The organism is Nocardioides sp. AN3, assembly GCF_054653495.1.
Genome location: NZ_BAAIGC010000014.1, coordinates 58333 through 78013, shown reverse-complemented (window position 1 = coordinate 78013; position 19681 = coordinate 58333). Strand labels below are relative to the sequence as shown.

At 72.6% G+C, this 19681-nt stretch carries 11 protein-coding genes, 1 tRNA gene and 1 pseudogene; 8 read left to right on the top strand and 5 right to left on the bottom strand.

All coding sequences use genetic code 11. The annotated features are described in order from the left end of the window. Window positions 1-11: 11 nt before the first annotated feature. The 4 genes from ACYQ1K_RS16325 to ACYQ1K_RS16310 are packed head-to-tail and all read left to right on the top strand — an operon-like array spanning window position 12 to window position 8796. Window positions 12-2984, top strand: coding sequence for a bifunctional [glutamine synthetase] adenylyltransferase/[glutamine synthetase]-adenylyl-L-tyrosine phosphorylase (locus tag ACYQ1K_RS16325; RefSeq protein WP_459984225.1), 2973 nt, complete (start codon window positions 12-14; stop codon window positions 2982-2984). A gap of 51 nt (window positions 2985-3035) precedes the next feature. Continuing rightward, a complete protein-coding gene (locus tag ACYQ1K_RS16320) occupies window positions 3036-4607 on the top strand; it encodes a DUF3375 domain-containing protein (RefSeq protein ID WP_459984176.1) in 1572 nt (523 codons plus the stop codon). After that, on the top strand, window positions 4604-5329 hold the full coding sequence (locus tag ACYQ1K_RS16315; protein WP_459984175.1) for a DUF4194 domain-containing protein: 726 nt from the start codon (window positions 4604-4606) through the stop codon (window positions 5327-5329). The genes ACYQ1K_RS16320 and ACYQ1K_RS16315 overlap by 4 nt, the downstream gene beginning before the upstream one ends. After that, the gene (locus ACYQ1K_RS16310) at window positions 5326-8796 is read left to right on the top strand and encodes an ATP-binding protein (protein ID WP_459984174.1); all 3471 of its coding nucleotides are present in this window, start codon (window positions 5326-5328) and stop codon (window positions 8794-8796) included. Before ACYQ1K_RS16315 ends, ACYQ1K_RS16310 begins: the two co-directional genes overlap by 4 nt. Before the next feature lie 155 nt (window positions 8797-8951). Here the strand turns inward: ACYQ1K_RS16310 and ACYQ1K_RS16305 are convergent, their stop codons facing one another. From ACYQ1K_RS16305 to ACYQ1K_RS16285, 5 genes are all read right to left on the bottom strand, one after another. Then, window positions 8952-9194, bottom strand: a complete 243-nt coding sequence (locus tag ACYQ1K_RS16305; RefSeq protein WP_459984173.1) for a DUF6458 family protein — start codon at window positions 9192-9194, stop codon at window positions 8952-8954. A gap of 185 nt (window positions 9195-9379) precedes the next feature. Further along, window positions 9380-11119, bottom strand: a complete 1740-nt coding sequence (gene selB / locus ACYQ1K_RS16300) for a selenocysteine-specific translation elongation factor (RefSeq protein WP_459984172.1) — start codon at window positions 11117-11119, stop codon at window positions 9380-9382. After that, window positions 11119-12483 (bottom strand): L-seryl-tRNA(Sec) selenium transferase, encoded by a 1365-nt coding sequence (gene selA, locus ACYQ1K_RS16295; protein ID WP_459984171.1) that lies wholly within the window; start codon window positions 12481-12483, stop codon window positions 11119-11121. Before selA ends, selB begins: the two co-directional genes overlap by 1 nt. A 103-nt stretch (window positions 12484-12586) precedes the next feature. Further along, window positions 12587-14233 (bottom strand): caspase family protein, encoded by a 1647-nt coding sequence (locus ACYQ1K_RS16290; protein ID WP_459984170.1) that lies wholly within the window; start codon window positions 14231-14233, stop codon window positions 12587-12589. Between the two features lie 108 nt (window positions 14234-14341). Next, a tRNA-Sec gene (locus tag ACYQ1K_RS16285) sits at window positions 14342-14436 on the bottom strand. A 60-nt stretch (window positions 14437-14496) separates the two neighbouring features. Here ACYQ1K_RS16285 and ACYQ1K_RS28095 point away from each other — a divergent pair. The 4 genes and pseudogenes from ACYQ1K_RS28095 (at window position 14497) to nrfD (ending at window position 19651) form a co-directional block, all read left to right on the top strand. Then, window positions 14497-15066: a hypothetical protein gene (locus ACYQ1K_RS28095; protein ID WP_488199519.1), complete on the top strand. Its 570-nt coding sequence runs from the start codon at window positions 14497-14499 to the stop codon at window positions 15064-15066. Window positions 15067-15078: 12 nt separating this feature from the next. Beyond that, window positions 15079-17808, top strand: a pseudogene (fdh, locus tag ACYQ1K_RS16280) (formate dehydrogenase); the annotation flags it as partial. Further along, window positions 17805-18740 carry a 4Fe-4S dicluster domain-containing protein gene (locus ACYQ1K_RS16275; protein WP_459984168.1) on the top strand — a complete coding sequence of 312 codons (936 nt, stop codon included), beginning with the start codon at window positions 17805-17807 and terminating at the stop codon, window positions 18738-18740. The pseudogene fdh and the gene ACYQ1K_RS16275, both read left to right, overlap by 4 nt. A gap of 5 nt (window positions 18741-18745) precedes the next feature. Continuing rightward, the gene (nrfD, locus tag ACYQ1K_RS16270; RefSeq protein ID WP_459984167.1) at window positions 18746-19651 is read left to right on the top strand and encodes an NrfD/PsrC family molybdoenzyme membrane anchor subunit; all 906 of its coding nucleotides are present in this window, start codon (window positions 18746-18748) and stop codon (window positions 19649-19651) included. Window positions 19652-19681: the final 30 nt, after the last annotated feature.

Below are 19681 nucleotides of genomic sequence, written 5' to 3'. Positions count from 1 at the left end.
GCGCCGACCAGATGACGCGTCGCGCGAGCGGGAAGACGCAGCTCCTGCGCCTCGGGATCGCCGACCCCGAGGGCGCGGAGAAGTCGCTGCACGCGCTCGGGCCGGCCGCCGAGCCGATCCTCGCCATGCTCGGCCTGGTCGCGGACCCCGACCAGGCGCTCCATGCTCTGGTCCGGCTCGTCGAGGCCGTCGGGACCGACGACGGCGACCTGGTTGGCACCCTGGCCGACGATGAGGGCACCGCGATGCGGCTGCTCAGCGTCCTCGGGGCGAGCGAGGCGCTCGGCCAGCACCTCGCTCGCCACCCGGAGCACTGGCGCGAGCTCACCGACCCCACGCTCGGGTCGACCCGCGCGCCGGCGTTCGCGATGAGGGAGGAGCTGCTCCGCGCCGTGGGCGCCGACCCTCGCGCGGCCGCGCCCGTGGCGACGCTCGGCCGGACGGAGGCGCTCGATGCGCTCCGCGTCGAGTATCGCCGCATCCTCCTGCGCCTCGCCGCCCGCGACCTCGCGCACGACCTCGCCCTCGACGACACGGCCGCCGAGCTGTCTGACCTCGCGGTGGGCACGCTCGACGCCGCGCTCGCCGTGGCGCGCAGCCTCGTCCCCCATGCCGACAGTGTGCGGCTCGCCGTCCTCGCGATGGGCAAGACGGGCGGCCACGAGCTCAACTACGTCTCCGACGTCGACGTCATCTTCGTGCACGAGCCGGCCGAGGGTGCCGACGACCAGACCGCGCTGCGCGTGGCCACGCAGCTGGGCAGCCAGCTCATCGCGGCCTGCGGCGAGCTGACCGCGGAGGGGAGCATCTGGAGCGTCGATGCGGCCTTGCGCCCGGAGGGCAAGGCCGGACCGCTGAGCCGGACACTCGGGGCGATGGGCGCCTACTACGAGCGGTGGGCGAGCACCTGGGAGTTCCAGGCCCTGCTCAAGGCGCGCCCGGCGGCCGGCGACCTCGCGCTCGGGCGCGCGTTCGTCGACCTGGTGCAGCCGTTCATCTGGCGCGCGGCCGAGCGGGAGGGGTTCGTGGCCGACACCCAGGCGATGCGGCGCCGCGTCGTGGCGCACCTCCCGGCGAAGGACGCCGACCGCGAGCTCAAGCTCGGCGAGGGCGGCCTGCGCGACGTCGAGTTCGCCGTGCAGCTGCTGCAGCTCGTCCACGGCCGGGCAGACGAGCGGCTGCGCTCGCCTGCCACGCTGTCGGCACTGGCCGCGCTGACCGAGGGGGGATACGTCGGCCGTGAGGACGGGGAGACCCTCCACACGGCGTACGCGTTCCTGCGTCGTCTCGAGCATCGCATCCAGCTCCACCGGCTGCGCCGCACCCACGTCGTCCCCGACGACGAGCCGTCGCTGCGGCGGCTCGGCCGGGGGATGGGCTTCCTGAAGGAGCCGCTCGAGTCGCTCCTCGCCGAGTGGCAGCGACAGCGGCGCGAGGTCCGGCGGCTTCACGAGAAGCTCTTCTACCGGCCGCTGCTCAGCGCCGTGGCGCGCATCCCGGCCGCCGGCCAGCTCTCGCCGGAGGCAGCCGAACGACGCCTGGCCGCGCTGGGGTACGACGACCCCGCTGCCGCGCTGCGCCACCTCGAGGCGCTGACGCAGGGTCTGAGCCGCGCCTCCGACATCCAGCGCGCGCTCCTCCCCGCGATGCTGCAGTGGTTCGCCGAGGGACCGGACCCGGATGCGGGGCTCTTCGGCTTCCGGCGGATCAGCGAGGCGCTCGGGGAGACGCATTGGTATCTGCGCACCCTTCGCGACGAGGGCATGGTCGCCGAGCGGCTGGCGCGGGTGCTGTCGACGTCGCGCTACGCCACGACGCTCCTCGAGCGTGAGCCCGAGGGCGTGCGCATCCTCGGCGACTCCCTGGAGCCGCGGGCGTCCCAGCCGGTCGTCGAGGAGATGCTCGCCGCCGGTCGCCGCCGCGACGATGCCGAGCAGGGGGTGCGGGCCATCCGGACCGTGCGCCGCCGCGAGCTCTTCCGCATCGCCGCCGGGGACGTGGTGGGGCTGTGCGACGTGACCGCGGTCGGCGAGGGTCTGACCCGCCTGACCGACGCCACGCTCGAGGCGACCCTGCAGGTGGTGGGCGAGGCGGTGCGCGCCGACCGTGGTCTCGACGAGGCGCCGACGGCCCTGGCGATCGTCGGGATGGGGCGGTATGGCGGATTCGAGCTGTCCTACGCCTCCGACGCCGACGTCCTGTTCGTGCACCAGCCGGCCGAGGGCGCCGACCCGCAAGCCGCGGCCTCCTACGCCTTGGCGGTCGCGACGGAGCTGCGCCGGCTGCTGGCGCTCGCCGGCGGCGACCCAGCCCTCATCGTCGACGCCGACCTCCGCCCCGAGGGTCGGTCGGGGCCGCTCGTGCGGACGCTGGACGCCTACGCCGCCTACTACGCCAAGTGGCACTCCGTCTGGGAGAAGCAGGCGCTGCTGCGAGCCGACGCGGTCGTCGGCGACCCGGAGCTGCGGGCCGCGTTCACCCGACTGGTCGACCCCGTGCGCTATCCGGACGGCGGCATCAGCGCCGACGAGGTGCACGAGATCCGGAGGATCAAGAGCAGGGTCGACGCCGAGCGGCTCCCGCGCGGAGCAGACCCGGCCACCCACCTCAAGCTCGGTCGTGGCGGGCTGGCCGACGTCGAGTGGACGGTGCAGCTGCTGCAGCTGCGGCACGCCCACGAGGCGCTGGGGCTCCGGACGACCCGGACGCTGGACGCGCTCGCGGCGGCGCGGCATGCAGGTCTGCTCACCGACGACGACGCGGCCACACTCCACGAGGCGTGGCGGATGGTCAGCCGGATCCGCAACGCCGTGACGCTGGTCCGCGGCCGGCCCTCGGACCAGCTGCCCCAGGCGTCACGGGAGCGACGCGCCGTGGCGTCGATCATGGGCTATCCACCGGGGTCGACCGACGAGCTGCTCAACGACTATCTGCGCGTCACGCGGCTGGCTCGCGGGGTCGTCGATCGCGTCTTCTGGGGCTGATGGGCGCCCCGCCGCCGGCCGCTGGGTCGCCCCCGATTCGGTGGATCGTCGGTGTCCTCTGACATGCTGGCGCCTCGCATCGTGGAGGCCGGGGAGGGGCGGATGACCGAGATCGCGGGGGAGCTGGCGCGGGTCAAGAGCGCGTTCGCCCAGCCGACGCTGACACTGCTGCACCAGCGCCAGGCTCCGGTCGTCATCACGATCTTCCGGGCGGCGTTCGGGCGCAACAACGTGCCCATCCCAACGGCGCGGCTGCACACCCAGGTCGAGGAGCACCTGGCCGAGATCCGGCTCTCCGGTGAGCTCGAGGTGCCCAACGGCTCGGGCAAGGAGCTCTGCCAGCGCTGGATGCGCGGGCAGTGGCTCGTCCGCTCCCTCGACGAGCGCGACCAGGAGGTCTACTCCCTCACCTCGCACGCCCAGCAGGCACTCGAGCTGGTCAAGAACCTCTCCCGCGACCGCGCGACGCTGAGCGAGCACCGCATCGCCACGATCCTGGGCACGGTGCGCCGGTTCAACTCCGAGGCGAACCCCGACAGGGCCGCCCGCGTCACGATCCTCAACGCCGAGATCGCACGGCTGCAGGCCGAGCGGGACCGCCTCGTCGACGGCGCCGAGATGGTGAGCGCCACCGAGGACTACATGGCGGAGGGCTTCACCGAGCTGCTCTCGCTGATCTCGGCGCTCCCCGCCGACTTCGCGCGCGTCGACGAGCGGTTCGCTCAGATCCGAGGCCAGATCCTGGCCGCCTTCCGCGCGGAGGACCGGCCGGCGGGTGAGGTCATCGACGAGTATCTCGCCCGCGCCGACGCCCTCATGACCTCGACCCTCGAGGGCCGCGCGTTCGAGGGCGCGTTCGCGCTGCTGCGCGACGACTCTCTGGTCAGCCAGCTGCGCGAGGACCTCGCCGCCCTGCTCGAGCATCCCGCGTCGGAGCGCATCCTGGCCGAGGCGGACCGCGCCGAGCTGCGCGGGACGGTCAAGCTCGTGCGGGACGGGTTGGATCGCGTGCTGGCTCAGCGGTCGAAGGTGACGGCGACGCTGAAGGAGTACATCGTCTCCCATGACGCCGCGCGCGACCGCGAGCTCGCGCAGACGCTGCGCGAGGTCGAGTCCGAGCTGATGACGTGGATGGCGACGACCGGCCCGCGCGGGGCGCACGACGTGCCCCTGCTGCCGGCCCGTGCCTTCGTCGAGCACCTTCGTGAGCGCTTCTACGACCCCGCCGACGACGCCCTGCCCGAGCCCCTCATCGTCGCCGACAACGACGACGCCCCCGGGCTGACCCTGCCCGAGCTCGTCGCGCAGGGCGGCCCCCAGCTGCCGTCCCTGCGGCGCCGGCTCGAGGCCGCGCTCGACGGCACGAGCACCGCGGCCTCCCTGGGCGCGTTCTTCGACTCCCTCGAGCCGTCCCTGCGGCGCCCGGTGGAGATCTTCGGGCTCCTCCACCTCGCGGCGGACCGGGGGTGGGGAGCCGAGGCGCGCACGGAGCCGTACGCCGCCTTGCGCCCCGACGGCACGCGCCGCACGTTCGACGTCCCGCGGCTGCCGCTGCCGGATCCGCTGCCCGAGCCCGCACAGCCGAACCCACCCCGTGACCCCGACCTGGAGAAGAGCCGATGACCCTCGACGACGACTGGGCTCCCGACAGCGTGCCGGTGGAGGCCATGGGCGACTTCGAGGCCGATCTGGCCGACGTCAGCTCGGTCTCTCTGTGGGAGGGCGACGAGGGGGGCCTCGACTTCGCGCAGCGGCGCTGCCTCGTGCTCCTGCTCAAGCAGCGTTTCATCAGTGCGCGGACGCACCCGCGCGACTGGCAGGTGCTCGTCGACCACCGACGGGTGCTGCAGTCGCGGCTCAACGACCTCTTCCTGGAGCTCGCGGTCGACGAGACCCGCGAGGTCGCGTGGAAGCGGCAGGCGACCAGCGAGACCGCCGATCGCTTCCCGACGCTGCTCCACGACACGGCCTGGAGTCGTGAGGAGACGATCCTGCTCGTCCACCTGCGCGACCGGCTGCGGGCGGGGGCGGCGTCGGGCGAGGTTCGGGTCTTCGTCGACCGCGACGACCTGGTCGAGCACGTGGCGAGCTTCCGCCCCGCCCACGCCACCGACGAGGCCGGCGACGAGAAGCGCGCCCGCAACGCCATCACCAGCCTCGCCAAGGCGGGGCTCCTCATCAGCGGGTCCTATGAGGACCGCTTCGAGATCAGCGAGGCGGTCGAGCCGCTGCTGCCCCTGGAGCTCCTGGCCGAGCTCCTCGAGTCGCTGCGGCGCGCCAACCGCGACGAGCCGGACGCCGAGCCGGCGGCCCTCTTCGACGACGAGCAGGAGGTCGTGCAGTGACGACGGAAGCGCTCGACGACGACCTCGAGTTCGACGAGTCGACGGCCAACGACGGGCTCTTCGACCGGGAGAGCGTCGCCACGCCGGGTGACGGGACCGTGCAGTGGCGCGCCGAGCTCCTGCAACTGGTGAACTGGGGCGGCTTCGGCGGCTTCACCAGCGTGCCGCTGCACGGCGACGCGACGATGATCTCCGGCGCCTCCGGCGTCGGGAAGTCGACCATCCTCGACGCCTACACCGCCCTGATGATGCCCTCGGACACCAAGTTCAACGGCGCCTCCAACGACGCGGTCGCCGGTCGCGCCCGCAGCGCCGGCCAGCGCAACCTGCTCTCCTACCTGCGCGGTGCCGTCGACGTGGTCGACGACCCCCGCACCGGCCGGCCGGTGGAGAAGCTCCTGCGCGGCAAGGGCTCCGACACGTGGGGCGCAGTGGCGATGACGTTCGTCAACGACCAGGGCCGTCGGTTCACGGCACTGCGCACCTACTACGTCCCGCGGCGGGCGACCCGGTCGGGCGACGTCGCGATGCAGCTCGCCTCCCTCGAGGGCCCGCTGCCGCTCGACACCCTGGAGGTGGCCGTCCCGGACCGGTTCCACGCCACCACACTGAAGAAGCTGTTCCCGGGGATCCGCGTCCACAAGACCTACGCCGAGTTCGCCGCTGTCCTCCATGCCCGGCTCGGCATCGGGGCCAACGGCGACGGGGCGAAGGCGCTGCGTCTTCTCGCCCGCATCCAGGCCGGCAACCAGGTCCGCAGCGTCGACGAGCTCTACAAGGAGATGGTGCTCGAGCGCCCGGCGACCTACGCGGCAGCCGACCGTGCCATCGAGCACTTCGACGACCTCGACTCGGCCTACTCCGCCATGCGGACCGAGGAGCAGAAGCTCCAGCTGCTCGCGCCCATCACCGAGCTGCACGAGCGCAGGCAGATCGCGACCCGGCGGGCTGCGGAGCTGGACTCCTTCGGCGTCGCCGGCCCCGGTGACACCGCGCTGCGGCTGTGGCTGCTGCGCACTCACCTGCGGCTGCTCGGCACGGCGGTGGAGCAGAACCGGGCGGCGCGCGCCGCCGCCACGGAGGCACTCGCCTCGAGCTCGACCGCCGAGGCCGCTCTCCAGAGCGACCTCGAGGCGGCCAAGGCGGCCCACCGCGCCGCCGGGGGGTCGACGCTGCAGTCGCTGGCCGCCGCGCTCGAGCAGGAGCAGGTGGTGCGAGACGACCGTCTGGGTCGTCGCCGGCTGCTCCAGGAGCGTCTGCTGCCGCTCCTGGAGGTCACCGACCCCGATCGCGAGCGCATCGACGGAGCCCTCGAGTCCGCCGACGCCTTCCACGTCATGCAGGAGGAGGCGCGGCGCTGGCTCGCGAGCCACGAGGCCGAGCAGCAGCGCTTGACCGACCTGCGCGATACCGCGGTCGGACGGCGCTACCCGCTCCTGCAGCGCAAGGACGAGCTCACCCGCGAGCGGGCATCGCTGGAGAGTCGGGCCGGACGGGTGCCGGTGGTCCTGCACGAGCTGCGTGCGGAGGTGGCCCGGGCGAGCGGCCTCTCGGTCGACGAGCTGCCGTTCGTGGCCGAGCTGATCGACGTCGCGCCCGACGAGGCACAGTGGCGCACGGCCATCGAGACCGTGCTCGGCGGGTCGGCTCGCGTCATGCTGGTGCCGCTCGACCGGCTCGAGGACTTCTCAGCGGCGATCGACGGCCTGCGACTGCGCGGTCGGCTCACCTTCGAAGGCGCCGAGCTGGGTCTGCCCGGCACGGGCCCGGCCGACCCCGAGCGCATCGCCGGCAAGCTGGTCTTCCGCGACTCGCCGTTCTCGGGCTGGGTGCAGCACCACGTCGCCGAGCCGTCCCGCAACGCGCTCTGCGTTGAGAGCGCGGAGGGTCTGGCCGGATCCGGCCTGCGCGTCACGCTCGCCGGCCAGACCCGCAGCGGGCGGCGCGGCTCGCATGGACGCAACGACACGCGCAGCATCATCGGGTTCTCCAACGAGGAGGCGGTCGCCGAGGTCGACGCCGAGCTGGCAGACCTGGAGCGCCGGCTCGAGGAGCTCGACGCCGAGGTGGTCGAGCTCGGGCGGCAGCTGAGCGTCCTGGGCAGGCGGCGGGCGGCGTACGACGCCGTCGCGGTCGCCCGCTTCGACGACCTCGACGTCTCCGGCAGCGACGCGCGGCTCGCCGACATCGAGCGCCGTCGGGCCGAGATCCTCGCCTCCGACAACCAGCTGGAGGCGCTCGAGCGGCAGATCGAGGAGCTCTCCGCACGCCTCGACGAGGCGCGGAAGGCACGCTACGGCCTGGAGCAGGAGCAGCGCCGGCTGGGGGAGGAGCACGCCGAGCTCGTCGACTCCGAGGACATGGTCAACGACCGCCTCGAGGCGATGGAGAGCACCGGGCATGTCGACCTCACCGAGGAGCAGAGCGCGAGCCTGGCGGCCGAGTTCGCCGCCGCGGCCGCGCCGGCCGACCCCGAGGATCTGGACCGGTTCACCGAGACGTCGCAGCGACTCGCCGAACGGCTCCGCCTCGCCGTCGCCGACGCCGAGGCGGAGATCAAGCGGGTCGACGACGAGCTCGCGACGATCTTCCGCAGCTACAAGCTGCACTGGGACTCGCCGAACCTCGGCGCGACGGCGGAGAGCTACCCCGACTACGCCCGGATCCTCACCGAGATCCGCGCGACCGGTCTCGCGGAGCGCCGCTCGGAATGGCGTCGTCGGCTGACCGAGTGGAGCGGCCAGGACCTCGTCCCCCTGGTGGGCGCCATGGCGTCGAGCATCGAGGAGATCGAGGATCGGCTGGAGCCGATCAACACGATCCTGCGCCGGCTCGAGTTCGGCGCCCCGGGGGACCGCCTGCGGATCCGGCTGCGGCGGCTCGCGCCCGCGCACCTTCAGGTCTTCATGAAGGACCTGCGCACGCTGTCGGGCGGCGACACCCAGGAGCTCGACGAGCCGGCGATGGAGGCGCGGTTCACCCAGCTGAGCCGCTTCATGCAGCAGCTGCGCAGGCCCGAGCACGTCGTCGACGGCGTGAGCGATCGTGACCGGCTGCTCGACGTGCGGCGTCACGTCGAGATCAGCGCCGAGCGCTACGACCACCTCTCGGGCGAGCTGCGGGCGACCTACCGCACGCTCGGCGAGAAGAGCGGAGGCGAGTCGCAGGAGCTGGTCGCCTTCATCGTCGGCTCCGCCCTGCGCTTCCGTCTCGGCGACGAGATGCGGTCGCGCCCGCGGTTCGCACCGGTCTTCCTCGATGAGGGCTTCGTCAAGGCCGACTCCGACTTCGCGGGCCGCGCGGTCCAGGCCTGGCGCGGTCTCGGCTTCCAGCTGATCGTCGGCGTGCCGCTCGACAAGGTGACCGGCCTCGAGCCGCACATGGACGAGCTGCTCGCGATCACGAAGAGCAGCGAGACGCATCAGTCGTGGATCATGCCGATCACGGACGCAGCCGGAGCTGTCTAGTCCGGGAGGCCTGGTGAGACCATGCCGGCGACGGCGGCGTCCGCCAGGAGGTGGCCGTCGGTCGCCGTCCGGACGCACGACAGGGCGGGGAGAAGCCGTGCTTGCGGCTCTCCCCGCCCCGTCGAGCGAGCGGCGTTGCGGCGACTCCTCCCGGATCAGAAGTCGCTGGTGCGGCGCTCCTCGGAGGTCTGCGTGCCATCGGCGTGCGTGCGGGTGGCGACTGTGCGGGTGCCGCGTCCGCGGTTCCACGTGATCGCGGTGAGGACGATGACGAGTGCGCCGACGGCGGCGAGGATCCAGCCGACCATCGTGAGGTCGACGCCGTTGATGCTGTCGGTGACGGCGAGCGCCAGAATCAAGCCGACGGCGAGCAGAAAAGCACCGAGTCCGTAGCCCATGGTCTTGCTCCTTCGTGTCCAGGTCGCCGGTCGGGCGACATCAGCCTCCGGTTACCGGCGCTTCGGCGGGTCAAACACGGGGTGCCGGGGCGTGACTGCTCGTCGAGGTATGCAGGCGGATGGTCACTCCCCGGCCGGAACTCCGCACGGGATGTGTCGACTCGCCTGCATACCTCGACGAACAGTCAGGTCCCGCTCGCCGCCCGCACCCGGCGCGTGTCGTCGGGCAGCCGGAGGGTGCGACCGGTCGCCTCGAGGTGCGCGAGCAGGGGGAGCGCGACACGGCGGCTGGTGCCGAGCGCCTGGCGGCCAGCGCTGGCGGTGAACGGCTGAGGCAGGGCGGCGAGGACGGCGACCGCGCGCTCGGGAGCGTCGGGCATGAGCACCACCCCGGGCGCGAGCCGGAGGAGGTGACCCTCGCGGTGGAGCACGGCCACCGAGCCGCCGTCGAGTCCGAGGCGTTGGAGCTCCTCTGCGGTCGGTGCCGCGAACGGGTCCTGCGCCAGGTGGGCTCGGAGGGCCTCGAGCGCGGCGGCCAGCGCTGGTGGGAGAGCGGAGCCGGACCGCAGCCGCCCGCCCTCGGTCCGGATCGGCGGCTCCACGAGGGCGTCGACGAGGGCGGCGTCGGGCAGCGCGAGCTCGTGTGCGGCGGCGGACGGGGTGAGGCCGGTGACGCCGGCCGACTCGACGAGCGCGGCAAGTCGGGACCGCAGCCGGCTGGCCAGCTCGGGGTCGAGCAGCCAGTCACCGACGTCGACGGTGCCGTCCGGCAGCGGCGCCGGCGCCACGCCGATGCGACGCAGCAGTCCGCGGCGTACGAGACCTCGGGTGGCGAGCTCGGCGGCAACGGTGGCGTCGTACGCCGTCAGCGCCTCGGCGCGAGCGGTGGCCGCCCCGCGCCGCCGCAGGGACGGCGGCTGAGGGTCGAGGACCTCTGCGCCCCAGATCGTGCGGCTCCCGGGGTCGCGCAGGATCGCCCGATCGCCGACCCGCAGGGGAAGCGGCGCGTCGAGCACCAGCCGATAGAAGTCCTTGCCCAGCGGCCGGGCGTGCACGGCGACCATCGCCGACCCCAGGTGGAGCACCGGGCGCTCGGGCACCCGGCCCTCACCGCGCAGGATGACGTCGACCTGGGTGGCGGCGAGGAACGCCCCCGGAGTGAGCAGCGCCGTGCCTCTCGCGACGCCCTCGGGGGCGCGGCCACCCAGGTCGAGGGCCACGCGCGCGACGCCGGACATCCGGTCGCGTGGGCGGCCGAGCGACTCCAGCCCCCGGACGCGCGCCTCGGCGCCGTCCAGCAGGGCCACCGCGTCGCCGACCGCGACCGTGCCGGCGGGAAGGGTCCCGGTCACGACGGTGCCCGAGCCGCGGACGTGGAAGCGGCGGTCGACCCAGAGGCGTACGTCGGCCGAGGGGTCCGGCTGCGGCAGCCGGTCGAGCACCTGGCCGAGCGTGCGGCGCAGGTCGTCGAGTCCGGCACCGGTGCGGCCGCTCACCACGACGGCCGGCGCCCCCCGGAGCCCGGTGCGGTCGACCTCGTCGCGCGCCCGGGCCAGCGCGGGACCTGGGTCGGCGAGGTCGGAGCGGGTGATGACGACCACCCCGTGTCGGACGCCGAGTGCGTCCAGAGCGGCGAGGTGCTCGGCTGCCTGCGGCATCCACGGGTCGTCCGCGGCCACGACCAGCATGGCCACCGGCACCGGGCCGACGCCCGCGAGCGTGGTCGCGAGGAACCGCTGATGGCCCGGCACGTCGACGAACGCGACCTCGCCGACCTCGGGCAGCTCGGTCCATGCGTACCCGAGCTCGATCGAGAGCCCGCGTCGGCGCTCCTCCGCCAGCCGGTCCGGGTCGGTGCCGGTGAGGGCGCGGACGAGGGTGGACTTGCCGTGGTCGACGTGACCGGCCGTGGCGACGACGTGCATCAGGCGCTCTCTCCTGCCCGCTCGCCCGCAGGCGCGGCGGCGGGTCGCTCGGCGCCGGCGACGCGGCGCACGACGTCGACGACCTCGTCGTCGGCCTCCGGGGGCACCGCGAGCAGATCGAGGAGCAGCCGGCCCTCGGCGACCCGGCCCACGATCGGGGGGTCGGCGAGTCGCAGTGGCGTGGCGAGCGCGGGTGGCAGGGCCACCGCGGCACTCGGCAAGGGCACACCCGGCGCGCCACCCCCGCCGACACGTCCCTCGGAGTCGACGGCGTCGGCGACGTCGCGCCCGATGGCCAACGCGAGTCGGCGGGCCCGGGCGCGGAGGTCGTCAGGGCGGGTGGCGAGTGCCGCAAGCACCGGGGGAACGGGACCGGTCAGCGTCGCCTCCAACGCGGCCAGCGTCAGCTTGTCGACCCGCAGGGCGCGGGCGAGGGGATGACGTCGCAGACGCTCCACCAGTGCAGCATCGCCGAGCATGACGCCGGCCTGCGGGCCGCCCAGCAGCTTGTCGCCGGAGGCGGTGACGAGGTCGGCGCCCTCGCGCAGCACGGTCGAGGCGTCCGGCTCCTCGGGGAGCCGCGGGTGCGGAGCGAGCAGGCCCGAGCCGATGTCCACGACCAGCGGCACGCCCCGCTCCTGGCAGAGGGCCGCGAGCTCGGCGACGGCCACGCTGGAGGTGAAGCCCTCGACCCTGAAGTTGGAGGGGTGCACCTTGAGGACGAACGCCGTGCGCTCGTCCACTGCGCCCGCGTAGTCGCTCAGGTGGACCCGGTTGGTGGTGCCGACCTCCCGCAGCTCGGCGCCGACGGACTCGAGCAGCTCGGGGATCCGGAACCCGTCCCCGATCTCGACCAGCTCGCCCCGGGCGATGACGATGTGCCGTCCCGCCGCCAGTGCGCAGGCGGTGAGTGCGAGAGCGGCGGCGCCGTTGTTCACGACGTGCACGCCGCCCGCGTTCGGGACAGCGGCGGCCAGCGCGGCCAGCGTGGATGCGCCCCGTCGGCCGCGGCGTCCGCTCTCCAGGTCGAGCTCGACATCGGTGGCGCCGGCTGCCAGGGTCACCGCCTCGACAGCTGCGCGCGACAGGGGCGCGCGGCCGAGGTTGGTGTGGACGACGACCCCTGTCGCGTTGATGACCCGGTGCAGCGAGACCGCCGCCTGCGGGAGCCGGTCGAGCACGTGGGTCACGACCTCCTCGGGGGCCAGCTCGCCGGCGCGGCAGGCGTCCAGCGCGGCTGACACCGTCGCCTTCACGCGGTCGCGGCCGAGCCGGCGGACGGCGGCGGCGACGGCGGCGTCGGCGAGGACGGCGTCTGTCCGAGGCGTACGCCGGCGCGGGTCCGGCGGCGTGTCCGCTCCCATGTGGTGCCTCCTTCGATCCCGACCGCCGTTCGCCGCGCCCGGCGAGGCTATCAGGCGTCAAAACCGTGGGTGACCTGCGCAAACGTGGGGGCAGTCGGAGTGTCTAGGGCGCCGGCGACACCTGGATCGCGCAGGACGGCGCCGCGATGAAGACACGCGCCGGACCGTCCGACTCCAGGGGCACGGAGGTCATGTCCGCCTCCGCCGTGCGGAAGTCGAGGGCGCGACCGTCCACGGCTGAGATGAGGTAGAGGTCGCAGGTCGAGCTGCCATGCCGATCTCCGATCATCGCCGTGACCCTGCCAGGGCTCTGGAAGACCGGCGTGTCGCCCTCATTGCCGGTCCAGACGAACGGCAGCGCCGTCATGCCGCCGTCGCCCTTCTGCGGGAACAGGAGGCAGCCGGGATCGTTGACCTGCCACCGGAAGGTGCCCGAGCGGCGCATCTGGAACGTCTCCACGCCGTAGAAGGAGTCCCACTCACGCACGATGTTGCCGGTCTTGTCGTCGGTCAGGGTCACGTCGCACCCGTTGTCGTCCACGCCGCTGACGCCCGAGATGTCGTCCTTGATGCGCAGCCGCCACGGAGACTGCTGGGCGAACGTGCCGGTCTTCGCGGCGGTGGAATGGCTCCCGTGGCTGCCCGCAGAGCCGGAGTCGCCACCGCCCTGTGTCAGGAGGACGACGACGGCCGCGGCGACCACGGCGGCGCCGACCGCGGCGGCGGCGATGCCGAGGGTGCGCCGCGACGCGCCGCCGCGCGTGGGCGGGATCGTCGGAGGAGGCGGCGCGGCGGCCGAGTCCGCGGTCGTGGACGCCGGTCGAGGGCCTGTCTCGGCGGCCGGCTGGCCCGGCAGCGCGCCGCCGGCCTTCGCGGGCGGCTCGGCGGGCGGCTCGGCGGCCGGCTCCATGGGCGGCTCCGCCGCCGGCTCCACCTGCGGCCGCTCGGTCACGGCCGCGCTCGGCGGCACGTGCGCGAGGCGGATGGACCCTTCGGCGCCGTACAGCCACCGTTGCGGCGTCTGGGCGCTGCCCGCACGACGGACCTGCTCGAAGGCGTAGGCGTAGGCGTCCTCGACCGAGATCTCGCCGTCGGCGTCGGTGTCGGCGCGACCCGTGCGCACGCCCTCGATCAGGGCGCTGGTGAAGACCGACCCGCGTGCATCGTCGTCGCCGATGGGCTCGCCCTCGAACGAGTACTCCGTGCCGCGCGACGCCGTCAGCACGACGCGCCCTCGACCGTCGCCGACCAGCCGCTCGCCGAGCGCGAGGTCGTCGTCGCCCTTCGCGCCGCGTGCGAACGCGCCGCTGAAGCAACAGTCGAGGATCACGACCTGGCGGCGGGCACGGCAGTCCTCGAGCTGCTCCAGCAGCCAGTGCGACTCGATGCCGGAGGAGGCCAGCCGGTCCTTGAGGGTGTCCCGCGCCGCGAAGAACAGCCGGCGTCGTGCATCGACCAGGCCATGGCAGGACAGGTAGACGAGCAGCAGGTCATCGGTGTGGCGGTCGGCCAGGAAGTCCTCGATCGCGATCCGGAGCTGGTGGGCCCGCTCGTTGACCACCGACGTGACCGCGAAGCCGCCGATCTCCGGGTCCGCCAACAGGTCGCGCAGCTCGGCAGCGTCACCCGCGGGGGCACGCAGCCGGCGCAGCGAGGTGTCGAGATAGTCGGTGACGGCCACGATGAGGGCGAACCGGCGGCCCTGGGTCGCACCCGTCGCACCAGGCGAGGTGGCTGACGATCCGGACACCGCGGACCTTCTCTCCCCGGCTGGGTCGCACTCCGCCCAGCGCCCTCCGCTCAAAATAGCGGGATCGGAGGGCGGCGGCGACCCTCGAGCCACAGGGCAGTGACTCCTTGGCGGAGGCGGACGGGAATCGAACCCGCCTGACCGGGATGCCCGGTCACAACGGTTTTGAGGACCGCGCCCGTCACCAGACGAGGTACGCCTCCGCGTGCAATGTAGCGGGACGGCCCCGCGGTCGGTGTTTCCAGGTGCCCTCGCGTGGTTACATGGCCGCTGTGACGGAGTTTCTCGGCTGGCCCCTGCTGCGCCAGGTGATGGGACGCGACAAGCTCGGCCGTGGCGTCGCGGCGATGTCGAAGCACAGCGAGACGCTCGAGCCGCGGACGTCGCAGGCTGACAAGGTCGTCGACTCGGTCTGCCCCTACTGCGCCGTGGGCTGTGCCCAGCGGGTCTTCGTCAAGGACGGCAAGGTCACCCAGATCGAGGGCAACCCGGCCAGCCCCATCTCGCGCGGCCGGCTGTGCCCCAAGGGCAGCGCGAGCAAGCAGCTGGTGACCAGCCCGACTCGCGTGACGAAGGTGCGCTATCGGCGTCCCCACGGCACCGAGTGGGAGGACCTCGATCTCGACACGGCGATGGACATGATCGCCGACCGCGTGATCGCGACCCGCAAGCAGTTCTGGGAGTGGGAGGACGACCAGGGCCGCCGCGTGCGCCGCACCATGGGCATCGCGAGCCTCGGAGGAGCGACCCTCGACAACGAGGAGAACTACCTCATGAAGAAGCTCTACACGGCCATGGGCGCGATCCAGATCGAGAACCAGGCCCGCATTTGACACTCCTCCACGGTTCCCGGTCTGGGGACCTCGTTCGGCCGCGGTGGGGCCACCACCTTCCTCCAGGACCTGCAGAACGCTGACTGCATCCTGATCGAGGGCTCGAACATGGCTGAGGCCCACCCGGTGGGCTTCCAGTGGGTCATGGAGGCGAAGCGGCGCGGTGCGACGATCATCCACGTCGACCCGCGCTTCACGCGGACGTCGGCCGTGGCGGATCTGCACGTCCCGATCCGGGCGGGCTCCGACATCGCCTTCCTGGGCGCGCTGATCAATTACGTCCTGAGCAACGAGCTGGACTTCCGTGAGTACGTCGTGGCCTACACCAACGCCCCGGCGATCATCGACGAGGGCTTCCAGGACACCGAGGACCTCGACGGGCTGTTCTCCGGCTTCGACGAGGAGCGCGGTCAGTACGACCCCGAGACCTGGCAGTACGACGGTGCCGAGGCGGCCGCCTCGGCCGGCCAGCGCGACCCGGCGCAGAACGCCGGCGCCGTCCACGACAAGGCTGGGGATGGGAATGGCGGCGAGTCGCACAAGGCGGCTCACGAGACCGCGCGCTCGGAGTCGCACGGCTCCGGTGGCGCGTCGATCAGCAGCAAGCCGAAGCGGGACGAGACGCTGCAGGACCCACGCTGCGTCTACCAGATCCTGAAGCGGCACTTCTCGCGCTACACCCCCGAGATGGTGCAGGAGGTCTGCGGCATCTCCCCGGAGCAGTTCGAGCAGGTCGCACGAGCGCTCACCAGCAACAGCGGGCGGGAGCGGACCTCCGCGTTCTGCTACGCCGTGGGGTGGACGCAGCACAGCGTGGGCGCCCAGATGATCCGGACCGCCTCGATCCTGCAGTCCCTGCTCGGCAACATCGGCCGCCCCGGCGGCGGCATCATGGCATTGCGGGGCCACGCCAGCATCCAGGGCTCGACCGACATCCCGACGCTGTTCAACATCCTTCCGGGCTACCTGCCCATGCCCCACGCTGCTCAGCACCTCGACCTGGAGACCTATGTCGAGAACGACGCGGGCAAGGCGGGCTTCTGGGGCAACATGAAGTCCTACATGGTGAGCCTGCTGAAGGCCTACTGGGGCGACGCCGCCACACCGGAGAACGACTTCTGCTTCGACTACCTGCCGAGGCTGACCGGCGACGCGTCGACCTACACGACCGTCAAGTCGATGATCGACGGCAGCACGAAGGGCTACTTCATCGTCGGGGAGAACCCGGCGGTCGGCTCCAGCAACGGCAAGATGCAGCGGCTGGGCATGGCCAACCTCGACTGGCTCGTGGTTCGCGACCTGCAGATGATCGAGTCAGCGACGTTCTGGAAGGACGGTCCGGAGATCGACACGGGTGAGCTGGTCACCGAGGAGATCGGCACCGAGGTCTTCTTCCTGCCCGCCGCCAGCCATGTCGAGAAGGCGGGGTCGTTCACCCAGACCCAGCGGATGCTGCAGTGGCGCGACAAGGCCGTCGACCCGCCGGGCGACGCGAGGAGCGAGTTGGAGTTCTACTTCCGGCTCGGTCAGGTGATTCGCCGCAAGCTCGCCGCGCAGGTCGGTGAGGACGCACCGGACGAGATGGACCGCCCGCTGCTCGACCTGACCTGGGACTACCCGGTCGACGAGAAGGGCGAGCCGGATGGCCAAGCGGTGCTGCGCGAGATCAACGGCACCGGCCCGGACGGCAAGGCGCTGTCCGCGTACACCGAGCTCAAGGACGACGGGGCGACGGCGTGCGGTTGTTGGATCTACTGCGGCGTGTACGCCGACGAGGTCAACCAGGCCCGGCGGCGCAAGCCGCACTGGGACCAGGACTACGTCGCCTCGGAGTGGGGCTGGGTCTGGCCGGCCAACCGCCGGATCATCTACAACCGGGCCTCTGCCGCGCCGGACGGCTCGCCCTGGAGCGAGCGCAAGAAGTACGTCTGGTGGGACGCCGCGGCCGACGACGGCAAGGGCAAGTGGACGGGCGCCGACGTGCCCGACTTCATCCCCGACCGCGCTCCCGACTACGTGCCCCCGGACGATGCCCGGGGACCGGATGCAATCGCCGGCACCGACCCGTTCATCATGCAGACCGACGGCAAGGCTTGGCTCTACGCACCCCTGGGGATGGCGGACGGGCCGATGCCCGCTCACTACGAGCCGGCGGAGTCGCCGGTGCGCAACCCGCTCTACGCGCAGCAGAGCAACCCTTCCCGGAAGCGGATCGAGAGCTCGGACAACCCGCTCAACCCCAGCCACAGCGAGGTGTTCCCGTTCGTCTTCACGACCTATCGGCTCACCGAGCACCACACGGCAGGAGGGATGAGCCGGACGCTGCCCTACCTGAGCGAGCTGCAGCCCGAGCCGTTCTGCGAGGTCTCCCCCCGCCTGGCGGCCGAGCGTGGCCTCACCCACGGCGACTGGGCGACGATCGTCACGGGGCGCGCCGCCATCGAGGCGCGAGTGCTGGTCACCGACCGACTGCGGTCACTGCGGCTCGGCGACCAGTGGGTCGAGCAGATCGGGCTGCCGTACCACTGGGGCCCGAACGGCATCACGACCGGAGACTCGCCCAACGACCTGGTCAACCTGACGCTCGATCCGAACGTCTACATCCAGGACAAGGTCGGCACCTGTGACATCCGGCCAGGCCGGCGCCCACGGGGCCCGGCGCTGACGGCGTACGTGGCCGACTACCGCCGCCGCGCCGGCATCGACGAGTCCCCTGTGTCCGACGGAGGTCCGAACCGATGAGCATGCTCTCCGACCTCTTCTCCGAGCGGTCCCTGTGGGGACGGCTCGACGACGTCCAGCGCAACGCGGGGCATGAGCCACATCCGCCGCGCAAGGGCTTCTTCACCGACACGTCGGTCTGCATCGGCTGCAAGGCGTGCGAAGTGGCCTGCAAGGAGTGGAACGACGTCCCTGAGGATGGCTACCTGCTCACCGGCATGTCCTACGACAACACCCAGCAGCTCAGCGCGAACACGTGGCGACACGTGGCGTTCATCGAGAAGCCGGTGGACGTGGCACTCCCGGTGGACCTCGGGATGCCGGCGATGGGGGCGCCCGACGGGGCTCTCACGAGCGAGGACCAGGGTGCGGTCTCGGGGGACGCGGGCGTCCGCTGGCTGATGTCGTCCGACGTGTGCAAGCACTGCACCCACGCCGCCTGCCTCGACGTGTGTCCGACCGGCGCGCTCTTCCGCACCGAGTTCGGCACGGTCGTGGTGCAGCCCGACGTGTGCAACGGCTGCGGCTACTGCGTGCCGGCCTGTCCCTACGGCGTCATCGACCTCCGCAAAGAGGACGGCCGCGCCTTCAAGTGCACGCTGTGCTACGACCGGCTCAAGGAGGGTCAGAAGCCCGCCTGCGCGCAGGCCTGCCCGACGGAGTCGATCCAGTACGGCGACCTCGACGAGCTGCGCGAACGCGCCGACCGGCGACTGGCGGAGCTGCACGAGAAGGGGCTCGACGCCGCCCGGCTCTACGGTCGGGACCCGGAGGACGGCGTCGGTGGCGACGGAGCGTTCTTCCTGCTGCTCGACGAACCGGAGGTCTACGGCCTGCCCCCGGACCCGGTGGTGACCACCCGCGACATCGGGTCGATCTGGAAGCACGTGGGCGCTGCGGCGGGAGCGCTCGCGGCGATCGGCGTGGCGTCCTTCCTCGGACGGAGGAGGTGAGCCCGATGCGCGAGCAGTCGATGGTGCCCGAGCCCGAGTTCGAGTCCTACTACGGTCGGCCGATCCTCAAGCAGCCGACGTGGAAGACGCCGGACGTCCCGCTCTACCTCTTCCTGGGCGGACTGGCCGGTGCCTCGTCGCTGCTGGCCGAGGGTGCGGCGCTCAGCGGGCGTCCACAGCTGGAGCGGGTCGCGCGTCTGGCTGCGGCCGGGGGTGCCGCCGCCGGCACCGTCGCGTTGGTGCATGACCTCGGGCGCCCCGAGCGCTTCCTCAACATGCTCCGCGTCTTCAAGCCCACCTCGCCGCTCTCGGTCGGGTCGTTCATCCTGGCGCCCTTCAGCGGGCTCGCCGGCGCCGCTGCCGCCTCGGAGGTCACCGGGATCCTGCCCCGGCTGGGCCGGCTCGCCGGACTCGGAGCGGCAGCCTTCGGTCCGCCGCTGGCGACCTACACCGCGGCACTGGTCGCGAACACCGCCGTGCCGGCCTGGCACGAAGCGCACCGCGAGCTGCCCTTCGTCTTCGGCGGGTCGGGCGCACAGGCGGCCGGCGGCCTCGCGATGATGCTCGTGCCGACCGCGCAGACGGGGCCGGCGCGTCGGATGGCGCTCGCGGGCGCCGCGGTCGAGATCGTCGCCGCCGAGCAGATCCTCAAACGGGGGCTCGTCGCCGAGCCGTACCGGATCGGCAGGCCCGGCAAGCTGATGAGGATCGCCCGCAACGCGACCGCGGCGGCGTCGGTGCTCACGGTCCTCGGGGGCCGCTCCCGGATCCTGTCGGCGGTTGCGGGGGCGACCTACCTCTCCGCCTCGCTCGCCACCAGATTCGGGGTCTTCGAGGCAGGGCTCGTCTCGGCGAAGGATCCGAAGTACGTCGTCGTGCCACAGAAGGCACGGCAGCACCAGCCCTTGTGACGTCCAGCGTGACCTCGAGGTCACGCTGGA

What these genes read in the sequence shown, in the direction of transcription:
- ACYQ1K_RS16325 (WP_459984225.1), top strand. Translation starts at nt 12, where the DNA reads ATGACGCGTCGCGCGAGCGGGAAGACGCAGCTCCTGCGCCTCGGGATC.
- selA (WP_459984171.1), bottom strand. Translation starts at nt 12,483, where the DNA reads ATGGGAGCGGACACGCCGCCGGACCCGCGCCGGCGTACGCCTCGGACA.
- ACYQ1K_RS16315 (WP_459984175.1), top strand. Translation starts at nt 4,604, where the DNA reads ATGACCCTCGACGACGACTGGGCTCCCGACAGCGTGCCGGTGGAGGCC.
- selB (WP_459984172.1), bottom strand. Translation starts at nt 11,119, where the DNA reads ATGCACGTCGTCGCCACGGCCGGTCACGTCGACCACGGCAAGTCCACC.
- ACYQ1K_RS16275 (WP_459984168.1), top strand. Translation starts at nt 17,805, where the DNA reads ATGAGCATGCTCTCCGACCTCTTCTCCGAGCGGTCCCTGTGGGGACGG.
- ACYQ1K_RS28095 (WP_488199519.1), top strand. Translation starts at nt 14,497, where the DNA reads ATGGCCGCTGTGACGGAGTTTCTCGGCTGGCCCCTGCTGCGCCAGGTG.
- ACYQ1K_RS16305 (WP_459984173.1), bottom strand. Translation starts at nt 9,194, where the DNA reads ATGGGCTACGGACTCGGTGCTTTTCTGCTCGCCGTCGGCTTGATTCTG.
- nrfD (WP_459984167.1), top strand. Translation starts at nt 18,746, where the DNA reads ATGCGCGAGCAGTCGATGGTGCCCGAGCCCGAGTTCGAGTCCTACTAC.